The sequence below is a fragment of the Clostridium neonatale genome (assembly GCF_001458595.1).
GTDB classification, from domain to species: Bacteria; Bacillota; Clostridia; order Clostridiales; family Clostridiaceae; genus Clostridium; species Clostridium neonatale.
Map to the genome: position 1 here is coordinate 964,333 of NZ_LN890328.1, position 22,854 is coordinate 987,186.

Annotated in this window: 21 protein-coding genes and 1 riboswitch; of the genes, 20 read left to right on the top strand and 1 reads right to left on the bottom strand. The window is 28.8% G+C overall.

The genetic code is table 11. The features are described 5' to 3' along the window. Positions 1-27: 27 nt before the first annotated feature. The 16 genes from trpD (at position 28) to BN2920_RS11655 (ending at position 15,663) form a co-directional block, all read left to right on the top strand. Positions 28-1,035 carry an anthranilate phosphoribosyltransferase gene (gene trpD / locus BN2920_RS11580; RefSeq protein WP_058295164.1) on the top strand — a complete coding sequence of 336 codons (1,008 nt, stop codon included), beginning with the start codon at positions 28-30 and terminating at the stop codon, positions 1,033-1,035. Between the two features lie 22 nt (positions 1,036-1,057). Beyond that, positions 1,058-1,870, top strand: coding sequence for an indole-3-glycerol phosphate synthase TrpC (gene trpC / locus BN2920_RS11585; protein ID WP_058295165.1), 813 nt, complete (start codon positions 1,058-1,060; stop codon positions 1,868-1,870). Between the two features lie 59 nt (positions 1,871-1,929). Beyond that, entirely contained in the window at positions 1,930-2,616 is a 687-nt protein-coding gene (locus BN2920_RS11590) for a phosphoribosylanthranilate isomerase (protein ID WP_058295166.1), read from the top strand. A 103-nt stretch (positions 2,617-2,719) separates the two neighbouring features. After that, positions 2,720-3,898 carry a tryptophan synthase subunit beta gene (gene trpB, locus BN2920_RS11595; RefSeq protein WP_058295167.1) on the top strand — a complete coding sequence of 393 codons (1,179 nt, stop codon included), beginning with the start codon at positions 2,720-2,722 and terminating at the stop codon, positions 3,896-3,898. Then, positions 3,891-4,673, top strand: a complete 783-nt coding sequence (trpA, locus tag BN2920_RS11600; protein WP_058296905.1) for a tryptophan synthase subunit alpha — start codon at positions 3,891-3,893, stop codon at positions 4,671-4,673. Before trpB ends, trpA begins: the two co-directional genes overlap by 8 nt. A 937-nt stretch (positions 4,674-5,610) precedes the next feature. Next, positions 5,611-6,072 carry a hypothetical protein gene (locus BN2920_RS11605; RefSeq protein WP_058295168.1) on the top strand — a complete coding sequence of 154 codons (462 nt, stop codon included), beginning with the start codon at positions 5,611-5,613 and terminating at the stop codon, positions 6,070-6,072. A gap of 151 nt (positions 6,073-6,223) precedes the next feature. Beyond that, positions 6,224-7,591 (top strand): MATE family efflux transporter, encoded by a 1,368-nt coding sequence (locus BN2920_RS11610; protein ID WP_058295169.1) that lies wholly within the window; start codon positions 6,224-6,226, stop codon positions 7,589-7,591. A gap of 204 nt (positions 7,592-7,795) precedes the next feature. Further along, positions 7,796-9,076, top strand: a complete 1,281-nt coding sequence (locus tag BN2920_RS11615; protein WP_058295170.1) for a redoxin family protein — start codon at positions 7,796-7,798, stop codon at positions 9,074-9,076. 117 nt (positions 9,077-9,193) lie between these two features. After that, positions 9,194-9,446: riboswitch (cobalamin riboswitch) on the top strand. A gap of 192 nt (positions 9,447-9,638) precedes the next feature. Beyond that, positions 9,639-10,346: an energy-coupling factor ABC transporter permease gene (locus BN2920_RS11620; RefSeq protein WP_374116952.1), complete on the top strand. Its 708-nt coding sequence runs from the start codon at positions 9,639-9,641 to the stop codon at positions 10,344-10,346. After that, complete coding sequence (locus BN2920_RS11625; protein WP_058295172.1) at positions 10,339-10,644, top strand: energy-coupling factor ABC transporter substrate-binding protein; 306 nt, start codon at positions 10,339-10,341, stop codon at positions 10,642-10,644. The genes BN2920_RS11620 and BN2920_RS11625 overlap by 8 nt, the downstream gene beginning before the upstream one ends. 21 nt (positions 10,645-10,665) lie before the next feature. Then, positions 10,666-11,442, top strand: coding sequence for a cobalt ECF transporter T component CbiQ (gene cbiQ / locus BN2920_RS11630; protein ID WP_058295173.1), 777 nt, complete (start codon positions 10,666-10,668; stop codon positions 11,440-11,442). Further along, positions 11,439-12,293: an energy-coupling factor ABC transporter ATP-binding protein gene (locus tag BN2920_RS11635; RefSeq protein ID WP_058295174.1), complete on the top strand. Its 855-nt coding sequence runs from the start codon at positions 11,439-11,441 to the stop codon at positions 12,291-12,293. Before cbiQ ends, BN2920_RS11635 begins: the two co-directional genes overlap by 4 nt. Before the next feature lie 58 nt (positions 12,294-12,351). Next, positions 12,352-12,546, top strand: a complete 195-nt coding sequence (locus BN2920_RS11640) for an EamA family transporter (protein ID WP_058295175.1) — start codon at positions 12,352-12,354, stop codon at positions 12,544-12,546. A 242-nt stretch (positions 12,547-12,788) separates the two neighbouring features. Then, the gene (locus BN2920_RS11645; RefSeq protein WP_058295176.1) at positions 12,789-13,745 is read left to right on the top strand and encodes an L-lactate dehydrogenase; all 957 of its coding nucleotides are present in this window, start codon (positions 12,789-12,791) and stop codon (positions 13,743-13,745) included. A gap of 63 nt (positions 13,746-13,808) precedes the next feature. Continuing rightward, the gene (locus BN2920_RS11650) at positions 13,809-15,293 is read left to right on the top strand and encodes a sodium:solute symporter family protein (protein ID WP_058295177.1); all 1,485 of its coding nucleotides are present in this window, start codon (positions 13,809-13,811) and stop codon (positions 15,291-15,293) included. Between the two features lie 67 nt (positions 15,294-15,360). Continuing rightward, complete coding sequence (locus BN2920_RS11655) at positions 15,361-15,663, top strand: hypothetical protein (protein ID WP_058295178.1); 303 nt, start codon at positions 15,361-15,363, stop codon at positions 15,661-15,663. A gap of 73 nt (positions 15,664-15,736) precedes the next feature. Here the strand turns inward: BN2920_RS11655 and BN2920_RS11660 are convergent, their stop codons facing one another. Next, entirely contained in the window at positions 15,737-16,837 is a 1,101-nt protein-coding gene (locus BN2920_RS11660; protein WP_058295179.1) for an HD-GYP domain-containing protein, read from the bottom strand. Positions 16,838-17,165: 328 nt separating this feature from the next. Between BN2920_RS11660 and BN2920_RS11665 the strand changes: the two genes are divergently transcribed. The 4 genes from BN2920_RS11665 (at position 17,166) to BN2920_RS11680 (ending at position 22,807) form a co-directional block, all read left to right on the top strand. Further along, positions 17,166-18,035, top strand: a complete 870-nt coding sequence (locus BN2920_RS11665; RefSeq protein WP_058295180.1) for a type I methionyl aminopeptidase — start codon at positions 17,166-17,168, stop codon at positions 18,033-18,035. A gap of 139 nt (positions 18,036-18,174) precedes the next feature. Next, positions 18,175-19,125 carry a hydroxyacid dehydrogenase gene (locus BN2920_RS11670; protein ID WP_058295181.1) on the top strand — a complete coding sequence of 317 codons (951 nt, stop codon included), beginning with the start codon at positions 18,175-18,177 and terminating at the stop codon, positions 19,123-19,125. Positions 19,126-19,260: 135 nt separating this feature from the next. Next, complete coding sequence (locus BN2920_RS11675; protein ID WP_058295182.1) at positions 19,261-21,096, top strand: S8 family peptidase; 1,836 nt, start codon at positions 19,261-19,263, stop codon at positions 21,094-21,096. Continuing rightward, entirely contained in the window at positions 21,089-22,807 is a 1,719-nt protein-coding gene (locus tag BN2920_RS11680; RefSeq protein ID WP_058295183.1) for a S8 family peptidase, read from the top strand. Before BN2920_RS11675 ends, BN2920_RS11680 begins: the two co-directional genes overlap by 8 nt. Positions 22,808-22,854: the final 47 nt, after the last annotated feature.

A 22,854-nucleotide genomic window follows, 5' to 3' on the forward strand; every position in this document is an offset into this window, starting at 1 on the left:
TGATCATTAGTAAATGGAGGTATCAAAATGAATATTGTAGAAGGAATTCAAAAATTAACAGAAAAGAAAAATTTAACACAAGGTGAAGTTCGAGATATTATAAACCAAATAATGAGAGATGAAGCAACTTCTTGTCAAAAAGGTGGATTTTTGACTGCACTTAAGCTTAAAGGTGAAACTGCAGAGGAGATGCTTGGTGCAGTGCAGGCTCTTAGAGATAATTTTACACGTGTTGAAATTGCAAATCCTAAAAACTTAATTGATACTTGCGGAACTGGTGGAGATGGTGGAAAGACATTTAATGTATCAACAGCAGTTGCAATAATAGCAGCAAGTGGTGGAGCTAAAATTGCTAAACACGGAAATAGAGCAGTTTCGAGCAAAAGTGGAAGTGCTGATGTCTTGGGTGAGCTTAATATAAAGACAGATTATAGTGCAGAAGAAAGTGCAGATATTATTATGAATAAAGGTATGGCTTTTCTTTTTGCACCACAGTATAATCCAGCAATGAAAAATGTTGCAGCAGAAAGAAAAGAACTTGGATGTAGAACACTATTTAATCTAATTGGCCCTCTTTCAAATCCAGCACCACTGACAGGACAGCTCATGGGAATATATGATGGAAGTTTGATAGAAAGCGTTGGACAAGTACTTAAGAATTTAGGTCTTAATAGAGCAATGGTTGTTCATGGTGATGATGGCTTAGATGAAATTACAACAACAACTACAACAACGGTATGTGAACTTAATAATGGAGTAATAAATAAGTACACATTAGATATTGAAAAACTAGGCTTTAGTAAAGCAAAAATAGAAGATATAGCTGGTGGAACTCCAAGTGAAAATGCTCAAATAATAATTGATATATTACAAGGACATAAAGGTCCAAAGAGAGATATTGTTGTAATAAATTCAGGAGCAGCATTATATGCAGCTGAAATAGTAGATTCACTTGAAGAAGGAATCAAAAAAGCTGAGGAGTTAATAGATAGTGGGAAAGCATATGAGAAATACAAAGAATTAATAATAGCTTAAAAGTTGAAAAGGGGGCGTAACTTTGATATTAGATGATATAGTAGCAAAAAAGAAAACTCGAGTAGATACTAGAAAAAAAGAAATTCCAATAGATATGGTAAAAGAAAAAGCCTTAGAAATAGTAAAAAGAGAAAATGAATTATATAAAGGAAAATATGAAAATCCATTTAAAAAGGCTTTAAGCAAAGAATGTTTATCAGTAATTGGGGAATTTAAAAAAGCATCCCCCTCTAAAGGTATAATAGTAGAAAATTTTAATATTGAAAATATATTAAATTATTATAATTTTATGAAAGTTGATGCTTTTTCAATTTTGACTGAAGAAGACTATTTTAAAGGAAAGGATGAATATATTAAAAAAATCAATTCTTTAAGTAATACACCCATACTTAGAAAAGATTTTGTCATAGATTTTTATCAAATCTATGAAGCGAAAATTCTTGGGGCAAGTGGAATTTTACTAATAGTAAGTGTATTAGGTGAGGAGTTAGAAAAATATTTTGAAGAAGCCAAAAAGTTTAATTTGCAGCCTTTAGTTGAAGTTCACAATAAAGAGGAGCTGGAAATAGCGCTTAAATATGACTGCGATGTTATTGGAATAAACAATAGAGATTTAAAAACCTTCAATGTATCTTTAGATACTACAAAAGAACTAATAAAGTGTATTCCAGAAGGAAAAATAAAAATAACTGAAAGTGGAATAATGAGCATAGGTGATTTAAAAAAAGCAAAAGAATATGAAGCAGATGGAGTTTTAATTGGAGAATTTTTTATGAGAAATATTGAAAATATTAAATTTCAAGCAGAATATAAAAAATTTAAGAATATAATATAAATTTTAATAAATACACATTTTTATTGAAAAACCTAAAATAATAATTTGGAGCAGAAAATATGAAAGAAATTAAAATTTGTGGTATTACAAAACAAGAAGAAATAGAATATTTAAATGAACTTAAAGTACAATATGCAGGTTTTGTTTTTACACAAAGTAAACGTGCAGTAAATATTGGACAGGCAAATGTCCTTATAAAATGTTTATATAAGGACATTCAAAAGGTGGGTGTTTTTAAAGATAATTCACTAACAGAAATTTTAGAAATTTTAATGTATGTACCTTTGAATGTAGTTCAGCTTCATGGAAATGAAGACAAAAAGTTTATAAGTGATCTTAAAGAACGAATAAGTGATAATGTTCAAATTTGGAAAGCTTTATCTGTAAAAGATGAAGACAAATTAGATGAATTCTTGTTCAAAGATTACAGTTCACTTATAGATATGTATGTAATAGATGGAGATAATCCAGGTAGTGGAGAAGCTTTTTCTTTAGAAACTTTAAAACAAAAATTAAAAAATTGCGAAAATAAAATTCCATATCTTTTAGCTGGTGGTATAACACCCAAAAATGCATTGAAAAGAGCAGAAGAAGTATGTGCTTTAGGAGTAGATGTTTCCTCAGGGGTAGAAATAATTGAGAATAATATGAGAAGTAAGTCATTTGACAAAATTAGAGAGTTAATAAATAATCTAAAGTTTGAAAATACAAAACAAATTTCAAGAAATAGACAATATAAAAATTAAGAATAATAAAACTATAGGAAATTTCTAAAATAAGAGAAATTTATAGATAGCATTTATGTCATAATTATCAAAACTTAATTTTATAAAAAAAGGAGAAGAAAACATGAATGGAAGATTTGGAGAGTTTGGTGGACAATATGTTCCTGAAACAGTAATGAATGCACTTATTGAGCTTGAAGAAGCATATGGAAAAGTATTACATGATAAAGATTTTAATGATGAGTATATGTATTACTTGAAATATTATACAGGAAGACCAAGCCCGCTTTATTATGCTGAAAATATGACTAAAGATTTAGGTGGAGCAAAAGTATATCTAAAAAGGGAAGATTTGAATCATACTGGTGCACATAAAATAAATAATGCACTAGGACAAGTTCTTTTAGCAAAAAGAATGGGAAAAAAGAAAGTTATAGCAGAAACAGGTGCAGGACAGCATGGAGTTGCAACAGCTACTGTGGCAGCAAAATTTGGACTTGAATGTAAAGTTTTTATGGGATTTGAAGATATAAAAAGACAAAATATAAATGTTAAGAAGATGGAGCTTTTGGGCACTGAAGTGGTTCCTGTCACTAATGGACTTGGAACATTAAACGATGCAGTAACAGAAGCAATAAGATACTGGGCGGCTAATGTTGAAGATACATTTTATGTTATTGGCTCAGCTCTTGGACCACATCCGTATCCAACAATGGTTAGAAATTTCCAAAGAGTTATTGGAGATGAAGCAAGAGAACAAATTTTAGAAATGGAACATAAATTTCCAGATTATGTTTTAGCACCAGTTGGAGGTGGAAGTAATTCAATTGGAATATTTTATCCATTTTTTGATGATAAAGATGTTAAATTAATTGGAGTAGAAGGTGCAGGTAAAGGAATTGAAACTGATGAACATGCGGCTGCTATGTCTAAAAAACAAAAGGGAATATTACATGGAATGCTTAGTTATGTTCTTCAAGATGATGATGGAAGAATACAGGAAGCATATTCAATTTCAGCAGGACTTGATTATCCCGGAGTTGGTCCTGAACATTCTTATCTAGCACAAAGTAAAAGAGCAGATTATGTAAGCATAACTGATGATGAAGCAGTTGATTCATTTATGTATTTAACAAAACTAGAAGGAATAGTGCCAGCACTTGAAAGTTCGCATGCTGTTGCTTATGCAAGAAAACTTGCTCCAACATTAAATAAGGATCAAGTAATAATTGTAAATTTATCAGGGAGAGGAGATAAGGATATGGATGCAATACTTTCATATCTTTCAAAGAAAGATGAATAGAATAGATGAAAGATTTAAAAAATTAAAAGAAGATAATAAAAAAGCACTTATTCCATTTGTGACTTTTGGAACAGGTATGAGTATAAAAGAAACTATAGATTTAGTTTCTGAATTAGATAAAAATGGAGCTACAGTTGTAGAAATTGGAGTACCTTTTAGTGATCCGCTGGCAGATGGACCAGTAATTCAAAATTCGTATATAAATGCATTAAATGAAGGAATAAAACTTAATGATGTATTTAATGCAGTAAAAGAAATAAGAGAATCTAGTGAAGTTCCAATAGTTATAATGGTTTACTTTAATATAGTATTTCATAAAGGAATCGAAGAGTTTATCAAAACTGCTGCAGAATGTGGTGTAGATGGACTTATAGTACCAGATGTTCCACTTGAAGAAAGAAAGGAATTAGATAATATATGTTTAAAAAATAATATTCATTTAATTCCACTTGTGGCTAGAACTTCAAGAGATAGGATTTCTAAAATTGTAGATGGTGCAAGAGGATTTGTATATTGTGTTTCAACTAACGGGACAACTGGAGAAAGAAGTAAATTAGATTCAGGAACAGTTGAGTATTTAGAAGAAGTAAAAAAACTTGTTAACATTCCAATGTGCATAGGTTTTGGAATATCTTCAAAAGAAGTTGTAGCAGATGTTAAAGATCACTGTGATGGTGTAATAGTTGGAAGTGCTATAGTTAAGAGAATGAAAGAAGGAAAAGAGGCTGTAATAGATTTTGTTAAAGATCTTAAAAAAGGTTTTGAAGATAAATAAATTCATCATAACATAAATAAGGGACGTAGAATCAGAGTTTAGTGGATAACAACCGAAATTCAATATATGATAGGCTCGATTGTAGGGAAATTTAAGCTAAAACTTCTAAAGAGATAGGCTGTGCCCAAAACAATTTGCTCCAACAGCAAGTATTGGACAAATTGTTTTGGAACAGCCTATCTCTAAGAAGTTAAAAGCTTAAATTTCTTAATACAATACTACGCCTATTCATATATTGAATTTCTTTGTTTTACTCTAAAATCATAGATACAATGCCCATTTTAATTATAATTTATATTTTCAGGAATATTCCATATCTAAAATGGGGCTGTTGCAAAACGGTTATTTATTAAAGATATTTGTATGAAATATATATTATTCTATAGAAACCATGCAAAATGGACTGCGTATAATGAATTTTTATTCATTGTGCAACAGCCCCTTAGAAAAGCCCCATATATTCCAATAAATAAGAAAATATATGAATAAGTATATCTTTATGTCCATAACCTCCTCATAAAATAAGCAAATTTTTAAGAATTTATATTCATATATTTATAAAAATTATACCTTTTAAAAAATGATAAAATATTAACTTTTTAAATCCTTAATATGTATAAATAACTATTCCGTAGTTTTAAAATGCATTTATTTACAAAAATAATAATGCGGTGCTTAGAATTTAGATGAAACAAAGAAATAAAACCCTTATGTTGGGCGGTGTCTTGCATTCAAAAATTTCATTTTTGTAGCAAGCGAGCACAACATAAGGGTTTTATTTCGGGTGTTATTCACTAAATTCTGATTTTACACAATATATTTATTGATTGAATAAAAATAATAATTTTTAGAACCAATTTATTATAAATAGAATAATATACTATGTAGAGTATTTACGGAGATTATTAATATATTATTGTAAAGCGGGTGCTTTAAAATGAAAAGTATATCCAATCAGATTATTACTAATATAAGGCGAGGATATTATAAGTATATTGGATCAGGATCTTGTAGAAAAGTGTATGATTTAGGTAATGGGTATGTAGTGAAGGTAGCGAAAAATAGGGCAGGCATAGCACAAAATAAAGCAGAATATACAATATCACTACATGATTATTCAAATTTATTTGCAAGAGTAATACAAGTTTCTAATGATTTTAAATTTTTAATAATGGAAAAAGCAGATAAGATAAATGATATCTCATACGTATGGGATTACTTTAATGTTTCAAATAAAAGAGAATTATTTAATATAGATGAGCTTCAAAAAATAAAAAAAGATTATAATTTAATCCTTGGAGATTTTGGAAAAAAAAGCAGTTGGGGAACCATAAATGGACGTCCGGTAATTATAGATTATGGTTTTACAATAAATGTAAGAAACAAATATTATAACTAATAAGTTTATGAATAAGCAGGGTAACCATATCCTGCTATAATACATAAATTAATTATACAACTATTAAGTAATATTTTTATTGAAAATAAAATTATTATCCTTATAATTTAAATGGTGTGGAAAAATAAATAATTTAAACATAGGAGATAAAATGGACAAAAGAATAGATTTAACAGAGGGGAATATTACAGAAAAGCTAGTGAAGCTTGCATTACCTATAATGGGAACATCTTTTATACAAATGGCCTATAATATGATAGATATGATATGGGTGGGGAAAGAAGGAAGTAATGCAGTTGCAGCAGTTGGGACTGCAGGGTTTTATCCATGGCTTGCAATGGCTTTTATAATGATTTCGAAGGTTGGTGGAGAAATAAAAGTTGCACAAGCAATAGGAAATAAAGATACTAAAAGAGCTAAATCGTATATTAAAGTAGCAATTGAGATAAATTTAATTTTAGCTTTAATATATTCAGTATTTCTATTAATATTTAATAGACAATTAATATATCTTTTTAATTTAGGAAATAATGATGTTATTTTAATGTCAAGGCAATATTTAATTATTGTGGCAATTGGAATGGTATTTTATTTCATAAATCCAGTTTTTACATCTATATTTAATGGACTTGGTAATAGTAAATCACCATTTAAAATCAATACCATAGGTTTAATGGCTAATATAATATTAGATCCATTATTAATATTTGGTGCTGGTCCTATACCTGCATTAGGAGTTATTGGTGCGGCCTTAGCAACTGTAGCTGCTCAAATTATAGTATCAATATGTTTTATATTTATGATAATAAGAAATAAAGATCATCTTTTTAATATTAAGTTATTTAGAAATATGGACTTTAAATACTATAATGTTTTGTATAAACTGGGGTTACCAGTAGCGGTACAAAGTGGTCTGTTTACTTTATTTTCTATGGCAATGGGAGTAATAGTTGCAAGTTTTGGACCAGTAGCAGTTGCAGCACAAAAGGTAGGATCTCAAATAGAATCAATATCATGGATGAGTGCAGATGGGTTGGCAGTCGCATTATCAACATTTGTAGGTCAAAATTATGGCGCAAGAAAATATGATAGGATCAATAAAGGATGTAAATCTGGAATAATAACAGCATTAGTTTGGGGGATTTTTACTACTGTTATTTTGGTTGTGTTTAATAGACAAATATTTTCTATATTTATAAATGAACCAGATGCAATACAAAAAGGTTCAGACTATTTAAGAATACTTGGATATTCACAATTATTTATGTGTATAGAAATTATTGTTTGTGGTATTTTCAAAGGAATTGGAAGAACATATATACCATCTATAATAAGCATAATATTTACTGGAATTAGAATTCCAATGGCTTATGTACTTAGCAAACCTAATTTTTTAGGTATTGATGGAATATGGTGGAGCATAACAATTTCAAGTATATTTAAGGGAATTTTATTATTAAGTATATTTAGTGTTCTTTATAAATTAAAGAAATTGTATAAAGAAATTAAAGAGAATTAAATTTTATGGAAAAGGTTTTGTAGATTAGCAATTGAGGCCCAGAGGAGATTTTTTCTCTTCTGGCTTTTTTTGTATAGGTAAAGTATAAAATTTTTGATGAGCTGACTAAAAAAGTGTAATAAAATCACATAATTCTATATACTAATTTTAGTATAATGGTTTTATATTAAGTTTAATTTGTATTTTTAAGAAGGGAGCTTATTAATGTTTGATACACTAATAAATAGCAAAAATATAAGTTTTATATTTGTATTTTTTCAAGGAATACTTTCATTTTTATCACCGTGCATATTACCACTTATTCCAATATATATAAGTTATCTTGCGGGAAATTCAAAAAAAGTAAGTGGTGATGGAATTATTACTTATGAAAGAAGAGAGGTATTTTTAAATACAGTATTTTTTGTACTTGGAATTTCTACTGTATTTTTTATACTAGGATTATCCTTTACAACTATTGGAAGGATACTTAATAGTTATAAAGTGATTATTAGTAGAATTTCAGGTATAATAATAATTTTTCTTGGTTTATTTCAATTAGGGTTATTTAATTTTGGATTTTTAAATAGGGAATTTAAAATTAAAGCTAAAATTAATTTTAATAATATGAATCCATCTGTAGCATACATTATGGGATTTACATTTAGCTTTGCATGGACACCGTGTGTTGGACCCGCATTATCTTCAATATTATTGCTTGCCTCTAGTGCAAAAACTACAATACTTGGAAATATGCTTGTTTTAGTTTATGCATTAGGATTTATAATACCATTTTTAATTTTGGGAATATTTACAACACAAGCACTTAATTTTATAAAGAAGAATAAAAAAATTGTTCAATATACCATAAAAGTTGGAGGAGTCATAATGGTTATAATGGGACTTATGACCTTTACTGGAGGTATAAATAATATAACTAAATATTTAAATAGCAATAATTCATACATTAATGAAGAAACAAAAGATAAAAAGATAGAAGATGAAAATAAAGCAGAAAATGATTATAGTGATGAAAGTAAGAATGAGCATAATGGTAGTAATAATAAAGATCTTATGGAGGCATTTGATTTTTCACTTACTGATCAATATGGAAATACTCATACCTTATCAGATTATAAGGGCAAAACAGTATTTTTAAATTTCTTTGCGACTTGGTGTGGTCCATGTAAAGTTGAGATGCCTCATATAGAGGAGTTATACAATGAACACAATTTAAATAATGATGATATTGTAATTATTGCTGTTTCAAATCCTGGTGGAAGAGAAAAAGATATGAATGGAGTAAAGCAGTTTTTAAAAGATGAAGGATATACGTTTCCAGTAGTTTTTGATGAAAGTGGAGAAGTTTTCTCAAAATATAATATAATGTCACTTCCAACCACATTTATGATAAATGAATATGGGAAGGTATATGGATATGTAAGTGGAGCATTAAGTAAAGATCAAATGGAAAGTATTATAAAGCAGACACAAGAAAATAAGTAATATTATATTATTAATAACCATAAAATAATATAAATAAATTAAATTTCAGTAAAGTGTGTATCATATTTACAATATATAAGTTGACATATAAATCCTATAATGTTACACTTTACAATGACAATTTAATATTAAAAAGGTGCTTGGTGCAATTATTAATTGCAGGCCAAGAGAATAGGGAAATGGGTGAAAGTCCCATACGGTCCCGCCGCTGTAATGGAGGAGTAGAAGCCATAATTATTTCTAAAATGTAATCTGATTTTTATTATATTCTGAAATAATTATAAAATCACTGTATATTTTTAGTATATGGGAAGATGGAGTACTGCTAAGATACCTAAGTCAGAAGACCTGCCTTTTTAATAGGCTATTACACTATGTTACGGACGATGGCAAAGTGTCTAAAATTTATTTCCATTAATTTGGAGGTAGTTTTGTCACGTCTTTTTATAGTTTATTCATTTAGAATAAACTATAAAAGGACTTTTTTATTACTTAAATAAGGAGGATAAATATGTCAAATAAACAAAAAAGATTAACTGTAATTGGACTTACTCTTTTAATTATGTTCGGATTTAATAAAGGTGTAAATGCAATGCATATTATGGAAGGATATCTGCCTGTTAAATATTGTATAGTATGGGGTGTTTTATGTATTCCATTTTTAATCTATGGATTTATTTCAATTAAGAAGACGGCAGCAGAACATAGAAAAACACTACTTATTTTAGCTATGGTAGGGGCGTATGCATTCGTACTTTCTGCATTAAAGATTCCATCAGTTACAGGAAGTAGTTCACATCCAACTGGAACAGGACTTGGCGCAATGCTTTTTGGACCAAGTGCCATGAGTATTATAGGAATTATAGTATTATTATTTCAGGCAATTTTACTTGCACATGGAGGACTAACAACTCTAGGTGCAAATACATTTTCTATGGCAATTGCTGGGCCATTTCTTTCATACGGAATTTATAAATTATGTGAAAAATTAAAAATAAACAGAATGGTTGGAGTATTTTTAGGGGCATGTTTAGGTGATTTATTCACATATTGTGTAACATCTTTCCAAATTGGACTAGCCTATCCATCACAAGTAGGAGGAGTAGGAGCATCAGTTGTAAAATTCCTTGGAATTTTTGCAATTACACAAGTTCCACTTGCTATAATCGAAGGTATATTGACTGCTGTTGTAGTTATGATTCTTGAATCATATGCAAAGCAAGAGCTTACTGAAATAGGATTTTTAAAAGGAGGAGTTATAAATGAGTAGTAAAGTTAAGACAGGTATAATTCTAATTCTTCTTTGTGTAATTATTGCAGTAGTTCCACTAGCATTTATAAAAGATTCAGAATTTGGTGGGTCAGATGATGAAGCGTCAAACGCAATAAGCAGTATACTTGAAGTTGATGAATACAAGCCTTGGTTTTCACCTATTTATGAGCCACCAGGTGGGGAAACAGAATCTTTATTATTCTGCCTTCAAGCAGCTATTGGTGCAGGAATATTTGGGTTCGGACTTGGTACATTAATGGAAAGAGGAAGAAATAGAAAAGAAAAATCAAAATAACTTTTAAAGGGGAAATGAAAGATGATAATGATAGATAAACTTGCATATTCGTCCAAATTAAGATATAAAAGTCCATGCTTGAAATCATTTGTTGCAGTAAGTACACTATTTATATGTGTAATAGCACGTTTACCTCTCATTTCATTATTAATCCTTTTATGTATGGGAAGTCTTACCGTATTTATTGGTAAGACTTCTTTAAAATATTATTTGAAATTAATGATTATTCCACTAGGATTTCTAATTTTAAGCACTATAGCTATAATTGTTAACATCTCTGATGAACCTCTATCTTCAATTTCAATTGCACTACTTGGAAAATACATATCTATAACGACAGCATCTTTTTATTATGGTTGTAATTTAATTTTAGTTTCACTTGCAGCAGTGTCATGCTTATATTTCTTATCTTTATCAACTCCAGTGATTGATTTGTTATATGTACTTAAAACAATACATTGCCCAGAGCTAATTATTGAATTATTACTATTAATTTATAGATTCATTTTTGTGTTATTAGATATATCAAATTCTATTTATACTTCCCAAAAATGTAGATTAGGTAATAGAAATTTCAAAACATCATTAAAATCTGCAAGCAGTTTATGTGCAGTAATGTTTATTCGTGCATTAAAAAAATCTTCAATGTTATATGATTCAATGGAATCAAGATGTTATGACGGGCGAATAAATGTTTTAAAAAGATATGTAAAGGCAGAAAGAAAAGAAATTATTTTATCAATAATTTTTGAAGTAGCATTAATAATTATAGCAATTATTTGTTGGAGGTCTATATGAGTGATAGTATTTTAAAGGTTGCAAATTTAAGTTATGTGTATGAAGATGGAACAAAAGCACTAAAAAAAATAGATTTTAATATAAAAAAAGGTGAGAAGATAGCTTTTATAGGTGGAAATGGTTCAGGTAAATCTACCATGTTTTTATGCTTAAATGGTGTACTTAGACCTACGAGTGGGAATATTTATTATGAAGATAAGCAAATAGAATATACAAGAAAAGGATTATTAGATTTGAGAAGTAAAGTCCAGATAGTTTTTCAAGATCCAGACAATCAGCTATTTTCAGCAAGCGTTTATGAAGAAATCTCGTTTGGAATTTTTAATTTGGGAATAGATGAAAAGGTAGTTGAAAGAAAAGTTAATGAAGTTATAAAGGAATTGGAAATTGAACCTTTTGTAAATAAACCAACACATTTTTTAAGTGGAGGACAAAAAAAGAGAGTTTCTATTGCAGATATTCTTGTTATGGATCCAGAGGTCATAATATTAGATGAGCCAACATCTGCCTTAGATCCGAAATATACAAATGTTGTGAATAATCTTATTGATGAACTAACTGAAAATGGTAAGACAGTTATTTTATCAACTCATGATGTAAATCAAGCATTAAAATGGGCTGATAGAATTTTTGTGTTTATGGATGGAGAGATAGTAAAAGAAGGAAGGCCGGAAGACATATTTTTAGATGATGAAACATTAAATAAAGCAAATTTATTAGTACCATATACAATAAAATTATATAAAAATCTTTTGCGTAAAGGAATTTTAAATGAAAATTTAAAAGTACCTAAAACTATTGAAATTTTAGAAAAATATATAGAAGAAAGTTTTGAAAGTAAGAAGGGATAAAATATGCATTTAAAGCAAAGAAATGCAGTAACATATGCCATTTTAGCTGCTGTTTTGTATGGAACAATGGTACCTTTCTCATTATTATGTAAAAGCTCAGAAAGAACTAGGTGCAGCCAAAATAAGTGCATACTATGCTATAGCACCGTTTGTGGGAGCATTTATTTCAGTAATAGTTTTTAGAGGAGAATTCACTATGAATTTTTTTGTAGGCCTAATAATCATGATTATTGGTACCTATCTTGCAGCATAAAAAATATAGAGTTATATCAAATACATTTGATTTAGATCTATATTTTTATTTTAAAATTAATTATGAATTTAGCGCTGCCTCTTAATGCTATTTTTGAAAACATCTTAATTATGACAATTAACAAGTTCTTTTTAGTAGCGAAATAAAAGAATGAAAAAAAATATACTATTTTATTGAAAGAGTGTTAAAAATAAAATATAATTATTAATATATTTAATAATTATGAAGAGGGGATGAATTATATGTCGATAAAAACAAGAAAAGTAGCGATTATTGGTACAGGTAATGTAGGATCACATTGTGCATTTTCTTTAGCACTTCAAGGTGTATGTGATGAAATCATATTCATAGATAAAAATGAAGTGAAAGCAAATGCAGAAGCAGTAGATTTAAGTGATACAATTTCATATCTTCAACATTACGTTGAAAGTAGAAAAGGTACATTTGAAGACTGCTCTGATGCAGATATTGTAGTAGTAAGTCTTGGAGTGCCTCCAGCACCTAATAAAAGCAGACTTGATTTTTTAGAAGGTACACTTAAAGAAGTAGATACAATTATAGATCCAATATTAAATTCAGGGTTTGATGGTATATTTGTAGTAATATCTAATCCGGTTGATGTAGTAACACACTATATATATGAAAAAACAAACTTTCCTAAAAATAAGGTGTTTGGAACTGGAACAACATTAGATTCATCAAGACTTAGAAGAATACTTTCAAAGGAAACAGGAATTGATCCAAAATCAATACAAGCTTATTCAATGGGTGAACATGGCGATTCACAAATGGTTCCTTGGTCACATGTATACTTAGGTGGTAAACCATTATTAGATTTAATGAAAGAAAAGCCAGATACATTTGGTAAACTTAATTTAGATGATATAGCTAAGAGAGCAGCTTTTGCAGCTTATGAAATCATCGAAGGAAAAGGATGTACTGAATTTGGCATAGGTGTTGGCTTAACTGAAATAGTAAAAACAATTTTACACAATGAAAGAAAAATACTTCCAGCAACTACATTATTAGAAGGACAATATGGACAAACTGATGTATTTGCAAGTGTTCCAGTTGTTATGACTAAAGATGGAATAGAAGAAATTGTTGAAATTAATCTTACAGATGATGAACAAGAAAAGTTCAGTAATTCATGTGCAATAATTAAAGAATATATAGAAAAAGCAAAACATATAAAATAGTATTAAAAATTTGTAGGAAATAAATAAAAGGCTTTTATTTATGTAGGATAAGAAGGAGTAAATATGGATAATTCAAAAGCTTTAATACCATTGATTGTAGTTTTAGTTTATATAGCAATATTAATGGTGATTAGTATAGTAGTTTCAAGAAAGCAAAAGAAAGATGGGGAAGCATTTCTTCTTTATAAAGGAAAAAATAATGCATTCATTACAGCAGTTACAGTAGCTGGACTAGCTATTGGAGGAGCATCAACTATTGGTATTGCCGAAAATGCTGTTAGTGATGGAATGAGCGCTGGATGGTACAATATTGCATGGGCATCTGGAGCTGTAATGGCAGCTTTCTTCGTAATTAACAAGTTTAGAAAGACAGGGTATAACACAATTGCAAAAATGCTTAATGATATATATGATAAAAAAGCTATATTTATAGTTATAGTAGCACAAGTTATTATGCAGTGCGCAATCATATCATTACAATATAAGGCTGGAGGAGCAATACTTGCAAGCCTTCTTCCAAATATTTTTGATTCACAAAATGGAACATTCTTTAGCTTTATAATGTTTATGATAATATCATTTGTTGGAGGGATGGGCTCAGCAAGTATAAGCAATATTTTCAATATTTCTTTAATCTATTTTGGAATATTAACAACAACAGGAATTATTTTGTTTACTAAGAATGCAGAAATAGGAATGACAGGACTTAATGCAGCTATAAATATGAATGCATCAAGTGCACAAAATTTCTTTAATCCTATTGAAGGGCATTCAGGTATCGTAATATTTAGTATAGTAGCACTTATAATAACCATGGTTGCTAATTGCACATCACTTCAAGGGGTTGTTCAAATTGGGTTAACTTCAAAAAGTGATAAAGATGCTAAAAAAGGTTTTATAATTGCAGCTATTATAATGGTACCACTTGGTTTTTTATGTGCACTTCTTGGAATATGTGCAAAAGCAATATATCCAGACTTAGAGCCTGCAACAAGAGCTCTTCCTGTGATTATTTTATCTCTTAATCCATTAATAGCTGGAATTACTTTAGCAGGACTTTGGGCTGCTGATATGTCAACTGCATGCAGTATGCTAATTGGATGTTCAACTACAGTTAGCCAAGATATCTTATGTAAAACAAAATTAAAAGACAGTATAAACAAAAATTCTCTTATAGCTAATAAATTAATAATTTTAGGAATAGGTCTTGTAACATATATTATTTCTATGGGGCAAGGCCAGATATTAGCCACTATAAAAGTAGCATTATCTTTATCAATTCCATGTTCAATAGTAGTCTTAGGTGGAATATGGTTTAGAGAAAATGTTTCAAGAAAATCTGCTTTTTATACAATATTTTCAGGGATAATTGTTATAGGTGCATGGCTTATTTTTCCTATAAAAACTCAGTTCTCGGATATACCTGTTTTAAGTGTAATATGCAATGATATTGCATATATAATGCTTATAATATGTGGTGGAGTATTTGTTATTTCTAATTGTGTATTTAAAGAAAAAGTATCAAATCTAAGGAAAATATATGATTAATTTAGGTTAGATATACTAAAATCTTGTTTTTATGATATAATTCAAAAGAAACGAGGTGTTTAAAGAAATGGCAAAGAAAAATAGTAGAAATACAGATATTCTTAAAGATAGTAAAGACACTACTTCGCCTAAAGTTTATTCTATTCTTGTGAATCTTGTAAATAATGACAGAGAAGATTTAGCAGAAGATGTGTTAAAAATAGATTACTTATTAGATTATACAAATAGATGTATAAAAGATAAAGATATTAAAGAAGCTAAAGAAACTATAAAAATAGCAGAAGATAGAATGAACAAAATAAAAGAATCTGGATTTGAAATAGATTATCTTGACTACGTATATGAAGGTATTAAGTCTAAATTAAAATAATTAAAGATACGAGTAGTAATATAATAATTATATTATTACTCGTATCTTTATTTTAAATGAAATTGTATAAAATTTATTTGTCTACAGGATTAACTAAGTAATCATAATCTATATCTGTAATTGTAATGTTGCTTAATTTTAAATTACTTCCTAAATCTAGAATTTTATGTTTTTCCCCAATTATCTTAACTTTTGGCCTTAATGGATTACTATGATTTTCTTTTATTACAACAGCAGTTTTATTATTGCTTAATTTTACACTCATTCCAACAGGATAAGGAGAAATCTTTTTTAAAAATGCCTTTACAATATCATAATCAAAAAGAGTTCCACATCCGCCCATAACATATTCAATTGCTTCAGATGGCTTAATTGGTTTCCTATAGGATCTATTTCCAGTAAGTGCATCATATACATCAGCAACAGCTATTATACGACCAAATAGTGGGATATTATTCCCTTTTAATCCTTTAGGATAGCCTGTACCATCATATTTTTCATGATGAGCTAATATTCCAAAATATATTTTATCTGTAATAGCCAAGTTAGAATCAACAAATTTACCACCGATCTCTGGGTGAGATTTTACAATTTCATATTCTTCATTTGTGAGCTTAGAAGGCTTGTCTATTATACTATGAGGAATGTTTATTTTTCCTATGTCGTGAAGTAAAGCAGAAACTCCAAGCTCTACCAACTCATCTTTATTCATATTTAAGCCTGTACCGATTGCTAAAGATAGAACAGTTACACTCAATGAGTGATAATATGTGTTATTATCGTATGTTTGTAAATCAGTTATACCAATAGAAGTATTGCCGGCTTTTGTAATTTTATTCACCAAATTTGAAGAAATATTTTCAATTTGTTCAATATTTTTTATATCCAAGATTTTTCTTTGTGTTTCGCATACTGTAAAGATATCCTTAACCGCAGATACGGCTTCATCTTTTAGAGAATCATCAATTAATCTTTTTATTTCAATTTTATTTTTTATCCCATCCTCTATATATACACCATGTATATTAAATAACTTAAGCTTGTCTATTAAATTAGATGTTAGCATTTTTTTCTTTTTTAAAAGGTATGCATCAGAATAATTACAGCCGTTTATAGAAATATCAGCGGATAATTTCATGCCTGGTTTTAAGTTAGATATGGGGACGTAAATCATTATGATATACTCCTTTCGTTTAAATATGTCGAATTTATGAAAAATCTGCAACAATATACGACACAATAAATATATATAAGTAAAAATTATTATCTTAACTATTATTTTATCAGAAGTAGTAATATAAAACAATCTTGCTAAAGTAGAAGCTAAAGTTTGTATAATAATATTATGTGAAATTTTATCGATATATTTCATAATAAAGTAAATAAGTTTGATTATTAAGTACTTTAAAGTTATAATTTATTTTGGAAAAGAAATTAGGGGATATTAATATAATAAATTAATAGAAATAGAAAATTATCATATATAAAGAGGTGTAATTTAAATGTTATTAGATAGAAATGAAAAGTGTTGGTGTGGCAGTGGACTTAAATATAAAAAATGTCACTTGGATTTTGATCAAAAATTAGAGAGTTATAAATTAAAGGGTATAATGGTTCCTTCAAGGGATCTCATAAAGAGCCAAAAAGATATAGATGGAATTAAAAAAAGTGCAGAAATAAATAATGGGGTTTTAGATTTAGTTGCAAGCAAAATAAAAGCAGGTATGTCTACAGCTGAAATAGATACTTTAGTATACGATTATACAGTATCACATGGAGGAATTCCTGCACCACTTAATTATGATGGATTCCCTAAGAGTGTTTGTACATCAATTAATGATGAGGTTTGTCATGGTATACCAGACGAGAATATAATATTAAAAGATGGTGATATAGTTAATGTTGATGTATCAACAATACTTGATGGATACTATTCTGATGCTTCAAGAATGTTTATGATAGGAAATGTCAGTGATGAAGCAAGAAGACTTGTAGAAGTCTCAAGAGAATGTATGATAAAAGGAATTGAAGCAATTAAACCTTGGGGATTTTTAGGCGATATTGGTGCTGCATGTGGAGAACATGCACATAAAAATGGATACACAATAGTTAGAGCCTTAGGTGGCCATGGAGTTGGTAATGAATTTCATGAGGATCCATTTGTACCTCATATAGGTAAGGCTGGTACTGGAATGTTACTTGTTCCGGGAATGGTACTAACAGTTGAGCCTATGGTTAATGCTGGAGATTATGATGTATATGAAGATGCTGATAATGGATGGACTATTTATACTGCAGATGGTTCATTATCATCACAATGGGAGCACACAGTTTTAATTACCGATACAGGTGTTGAGATTATTGCTAAATAAATTATATAGATATCAGTTTAAAGCGCAAAAATAATATCATAATATAAGCAATGAAGCTGCTATTTAGATAGATTAAATTTATTTAAATAGTAGCTTATTATTTACAGGAAGAATCATAAATAATAAGGAGGATATATGAATGCCTTTCAAAGTCTTATTACCGCAAGATATGGATAGTTCAGGAAAAGATTTATTAATTAAAAATAATATCGAAATAAAAATGGGAACAGGTATAGATGAGAAGATTTTAATTAGAGAAATAGAAGATTGTGATGGTGTTATTACACGTACTGCTATCATTACAGAAAATGTTATAAAAGCTTCAAAGAAGCTAAAGGTAATCGCAAAGCATGGTGTTGGAGTTGATATGATAGATGTTGATTTTGCAACTAAAATGGGGATAAAAGTAGTTAATGCAGGTGATTCAAATAAATTATCAGTTGCTGAATACACAATAGGACTTATTATAGCACTGGCTAAGAATTATTTTATATATGATAGTGAGCTTAGAAAAGGAAACTTTGAAATTAGAAATATTAAAGGAATGGACTTAGAAGGTAAAACATTAGGACTCATAGGTTTCGGTAAAATTGGACAATTAGTGGCTAAAAAAGCATCTTTAGGTCTTGGAATGAAAATACTAGTATATAAAAGAAAAGTAGGTAACAAGAAAGTTATTGATGGAATAGAATTTACAGAGGAATTGAATCACGTACTTAAAAACGCAGATTTTTTAAGTTTACATATTCCATATACAAAAGATACTAAAAAGCTTATTGGTAAAAATGAAATCTCATTAATGAAAAAAGAAGCTTTTCTGATTAATACAGCACGTGGTGAAGTAATAGATAATGATGCACTAGCGGATGCGTTAGAATGCAGAAAAATTGCAGGAGCTGCAATTGATGTATTTGAAAATGAAATTCCAACAGTAGATAATAAGCTTTTTAAACTTGAAAATGTTATAGTAACGGATCATGCAGCAGCATTTTCTAATGAAGCACTTCAAAGAATGTCATATGAGGCAGCAATGGGAGTAGTAGAGGTATTAAACGAAGATAAAGTCACTTATCTTGTAAATAAAATATAAGAATTTAATGATTAAGAGGAATACTTTTAGGTTAATTTATATTAATTCTAAAAGTATTTCGTTTATACGGATAAGTTATTAAAATGAAAAGATATCATATAAATATAGTAATTAATAATATGTTTAGGTGGTTTTATGAATGATATTTCAAAAAATCAATTATATTATGACGAAAATTCATTTAACTATTTAGTTGAATATAGAGGAGATTTTAAAAAATCTATAGAAAAAATTAACTATGCAACAGGAGCTGCAATAACAAATACCATAGGAGTAATATCTGTACCCAAAAAATATTATAATAGATTGTTACAAGATGTCCCAGAAATTATTTTTACGGATTTTAGAAATATGTTCGTATTACAAGAATCTGTAGTTTCAGAAATAGATAATATAACGAAGGTTAAGATAAATCCATATTTGTCACTGACGGGAAAAGGCGTACTAATTGGGATTGTTGATACTGGTATAGATTATCTTAATGAAGAATTTATAAGAGAAGATGGAACGTCAAGAATTTTAAGTATATGGGATCAAAATATACGTGACAATAGTGATGATAATATGTACATTGGAAAAATTTATACTAATGAAAAAATCAATATGGCAATTGAAGAATATAGAAAAGATAATGATCCATATAAAATTGTACCTACAAAAGATGAAGTAGGTCATGGAACTAAAATAGCAGGAATAATAGGCGCAAGGGGATATAATGAAAGCATGGAGGGAGTAGCAAAAGATTGTGATTTTGTTATAGTTAAATTATTAGAATCTCAAGAATCAAAAAAGATACTAAGAGAAAATGGAATTAATAATATTCCTGTATATAATAATTCTGAGTTACTTACTGGTATAGAGTATTTAAAAAATTATGCTCTAAAAGAAAATAGACCAATGATTATTTGCTTATGCATTGGGACAACAGAAGGTAGTCATGATGGAAATAATCTGATATCTAGATATATAACGTCTATAGCTACAATAAGGGGACTAGTAATAGTAGCTGGTGTTGGAAATGAAGGTAGTTCTGCAGGACATGTATCTGGAAATATAAATGATATAGAAGAAGTAAAAAAAATAGAATTAAAGGTATCCAAAGATATGAAAAATTTCTCGTTTAATATTTGGGTGCAAAAACCTAATAGAATTACGGTAAGCATAATTTCTCCTAATGGAGAAGATTCAAAATTCATAAATCCAAGTATTAATAACATTAATATAATCAAGTCAAAAAAAATAAAATATGTTTTTACAAATACAGATATGTCAGTCAATTATTATACACCTGAGCATTTCACTGGGCACCAAGTTGTAAGCATTTCCTTTAAAAACATAAAAGCTGGCATATGGAAGATTATTTTAAAAACGGAATTCAAATCAGATGGAAGATATGATATATGGCTGCAGCCTAATAATACGTTGCCAGAAGGCACAATGTTTCTTGAGCCTGATCCTGAAATAACATTAACGATTCCTTCAACTGCGAGGAAAGTAATTACTGTAGCATATAGCAGAAGTGATAAAAATATTCTAGTATCAGAGTCTGGAAGAGGTTTTAATTCTAATAATTTGATTAATCCAGATATTGTTTCTGAAGGAATTAATATAAAAACAACAGGATTATCTAATAGTATAACAACATTATCAGGAAGCTCTGCTGCTACTGCGATTGCTGCAGGAGCATGTGCTTTGCTTTTACAATGGGGAGTAATAGATGGAAATGATATAACGATGTATTCTACAAAAATTAGAAGCTATTTTATCTATGGAGCTAGGAGGGATGCTCTTTATAAATATCCTAATAAAGAATTAGGATATGGTAATTTAGATTTACTAGGAGTATTCAATGTACTCAGCAAATCATATAGAAATTATCATGTGAAATTTTCACATGATAATTATGAAGAATTTTATATAAATAATTTATTTATAAGAATTCCATGTGGAGGTAAAGAGTATAATGAATAATAATATTGAAGAATCATTAAATATTTTTAGGGATATTAATTATAGTCATTATATAGTTCAATATCAAGGGGATATTGAATATGAAATTTCTAAAAAATCAGGATACTATGTTACTTTAATTAATGATAAATTTGCAATTGTATCAATGCCTTTATCTTCAAAATTATTTGTTGGAGAGAAAGATTTAAAATCAATAGTATATATTAAATCGCCAGAAAGATATACACTTCAGCAGATGTCTCCAATTGAATCAGCTCAAATCAGACCATTACAATTGGAATTACCACTAAATCTAACAGGAAAAGATGTTATAGTAGCTATGTTAGATACAGGAATTGACTATTTAAATGAAGAGTTTATGGATTCTCATGGTAATACAAGAATTGAATGCATATGGGATCAAAATATTCTAAGCCAAAGCAATGGTATTAATAATGAAGTGACTTTTGGGCAGGTATATAGCAAAGAAAAAATTCAAGAAGCTATTACAGCATTTAGAAATGGACAATCACCCTATGATATTGTACCAACTATAGACGAAATAGGACACGGAACAAGCATGGCTGGAATAATAGGAGCTTCTGGGAAAAATCCTGAATTAAAGGGCGTAGCAAGCGATTGTAGTTTAATTTCAATAAAACTTATAGAAGATTATGAATACAAAAATAAATATAATATAAAAATTCCAATCTTTAACATTACAGCAATTTTTTCAGCATTGGAATTCTTGTATAGATATGCACTAAAAAATAATAAACCGATGGTTATTTATTTTCCGTTAGGCACCAATTCAGGAAATCACAAAGGTAATGGGATTTTAGAGGAGTATATAGAGTCGATTTCAGCTAATAGTGGTATAGTAATAGTTACTGGAACAGGTAATGAAAGAGAAAAAAGAAGGCATGCATCTGGAGTTATAGATAAAGAAGGTGGAATGAGCTTGATCGATTTAGAAATCTCTCCAGAGCAAAAACATTTATGGGTTGAAATATGGGCAGATGCACCGAATATATTTTCTATAGATATTTTATCTCCATCTGGAGAAAATACAGGAATTATAGAAGCTGCAATTAATTCAACAGATTTTCATACATTTATTTTTGAAGAAACATCAATAATTGTAAAAACATATTTGCCAGAAGAAAATACAGGTGACGAATTAATATGCATAAATTTTTATAATTTGCAACCAGGAATATGGAAACTTAGAATTATTGGAAATATGATATTAGATGGAAAATTCAATGTCTGGATTCCACAAGAAGGAATATCTTTAGGAGATACACATTTGAGTCCTTCAGATCCATATGGAACTTTAATGAACCCAAGCAGTTCAGACTATATAGTTGCTGTAGCAGCATATAATCAAAACAATAATAATGTTTTGGCATATTCTGGAATGGCATTTGTTGATAATTATAAAAATATAATAGATGTAGCAGCTGGAGGTGTAAATACATTAGCAGTTGCACCAAACAATAAAACAAGCATTGTTAATGGAACTAGTGTTGCAGCTGCAATAGTATCAGGAGTATGTGCGATGTTATTTGAATGGGGAATTATTAATAAAAATGATCCATATATATATTCACAAAGTATAAAGACATATTTATCAAGGGGGACTAATAAAAGAATTGGAGATATATATCCGAATCCACAATGGGGATATGGAATGATCAATGTTTTAAAAATGTTTGAGAATATGACATAGAATATTATTTTATAATTTTATTGTTTTGGTTATAATAAAGGGTATAG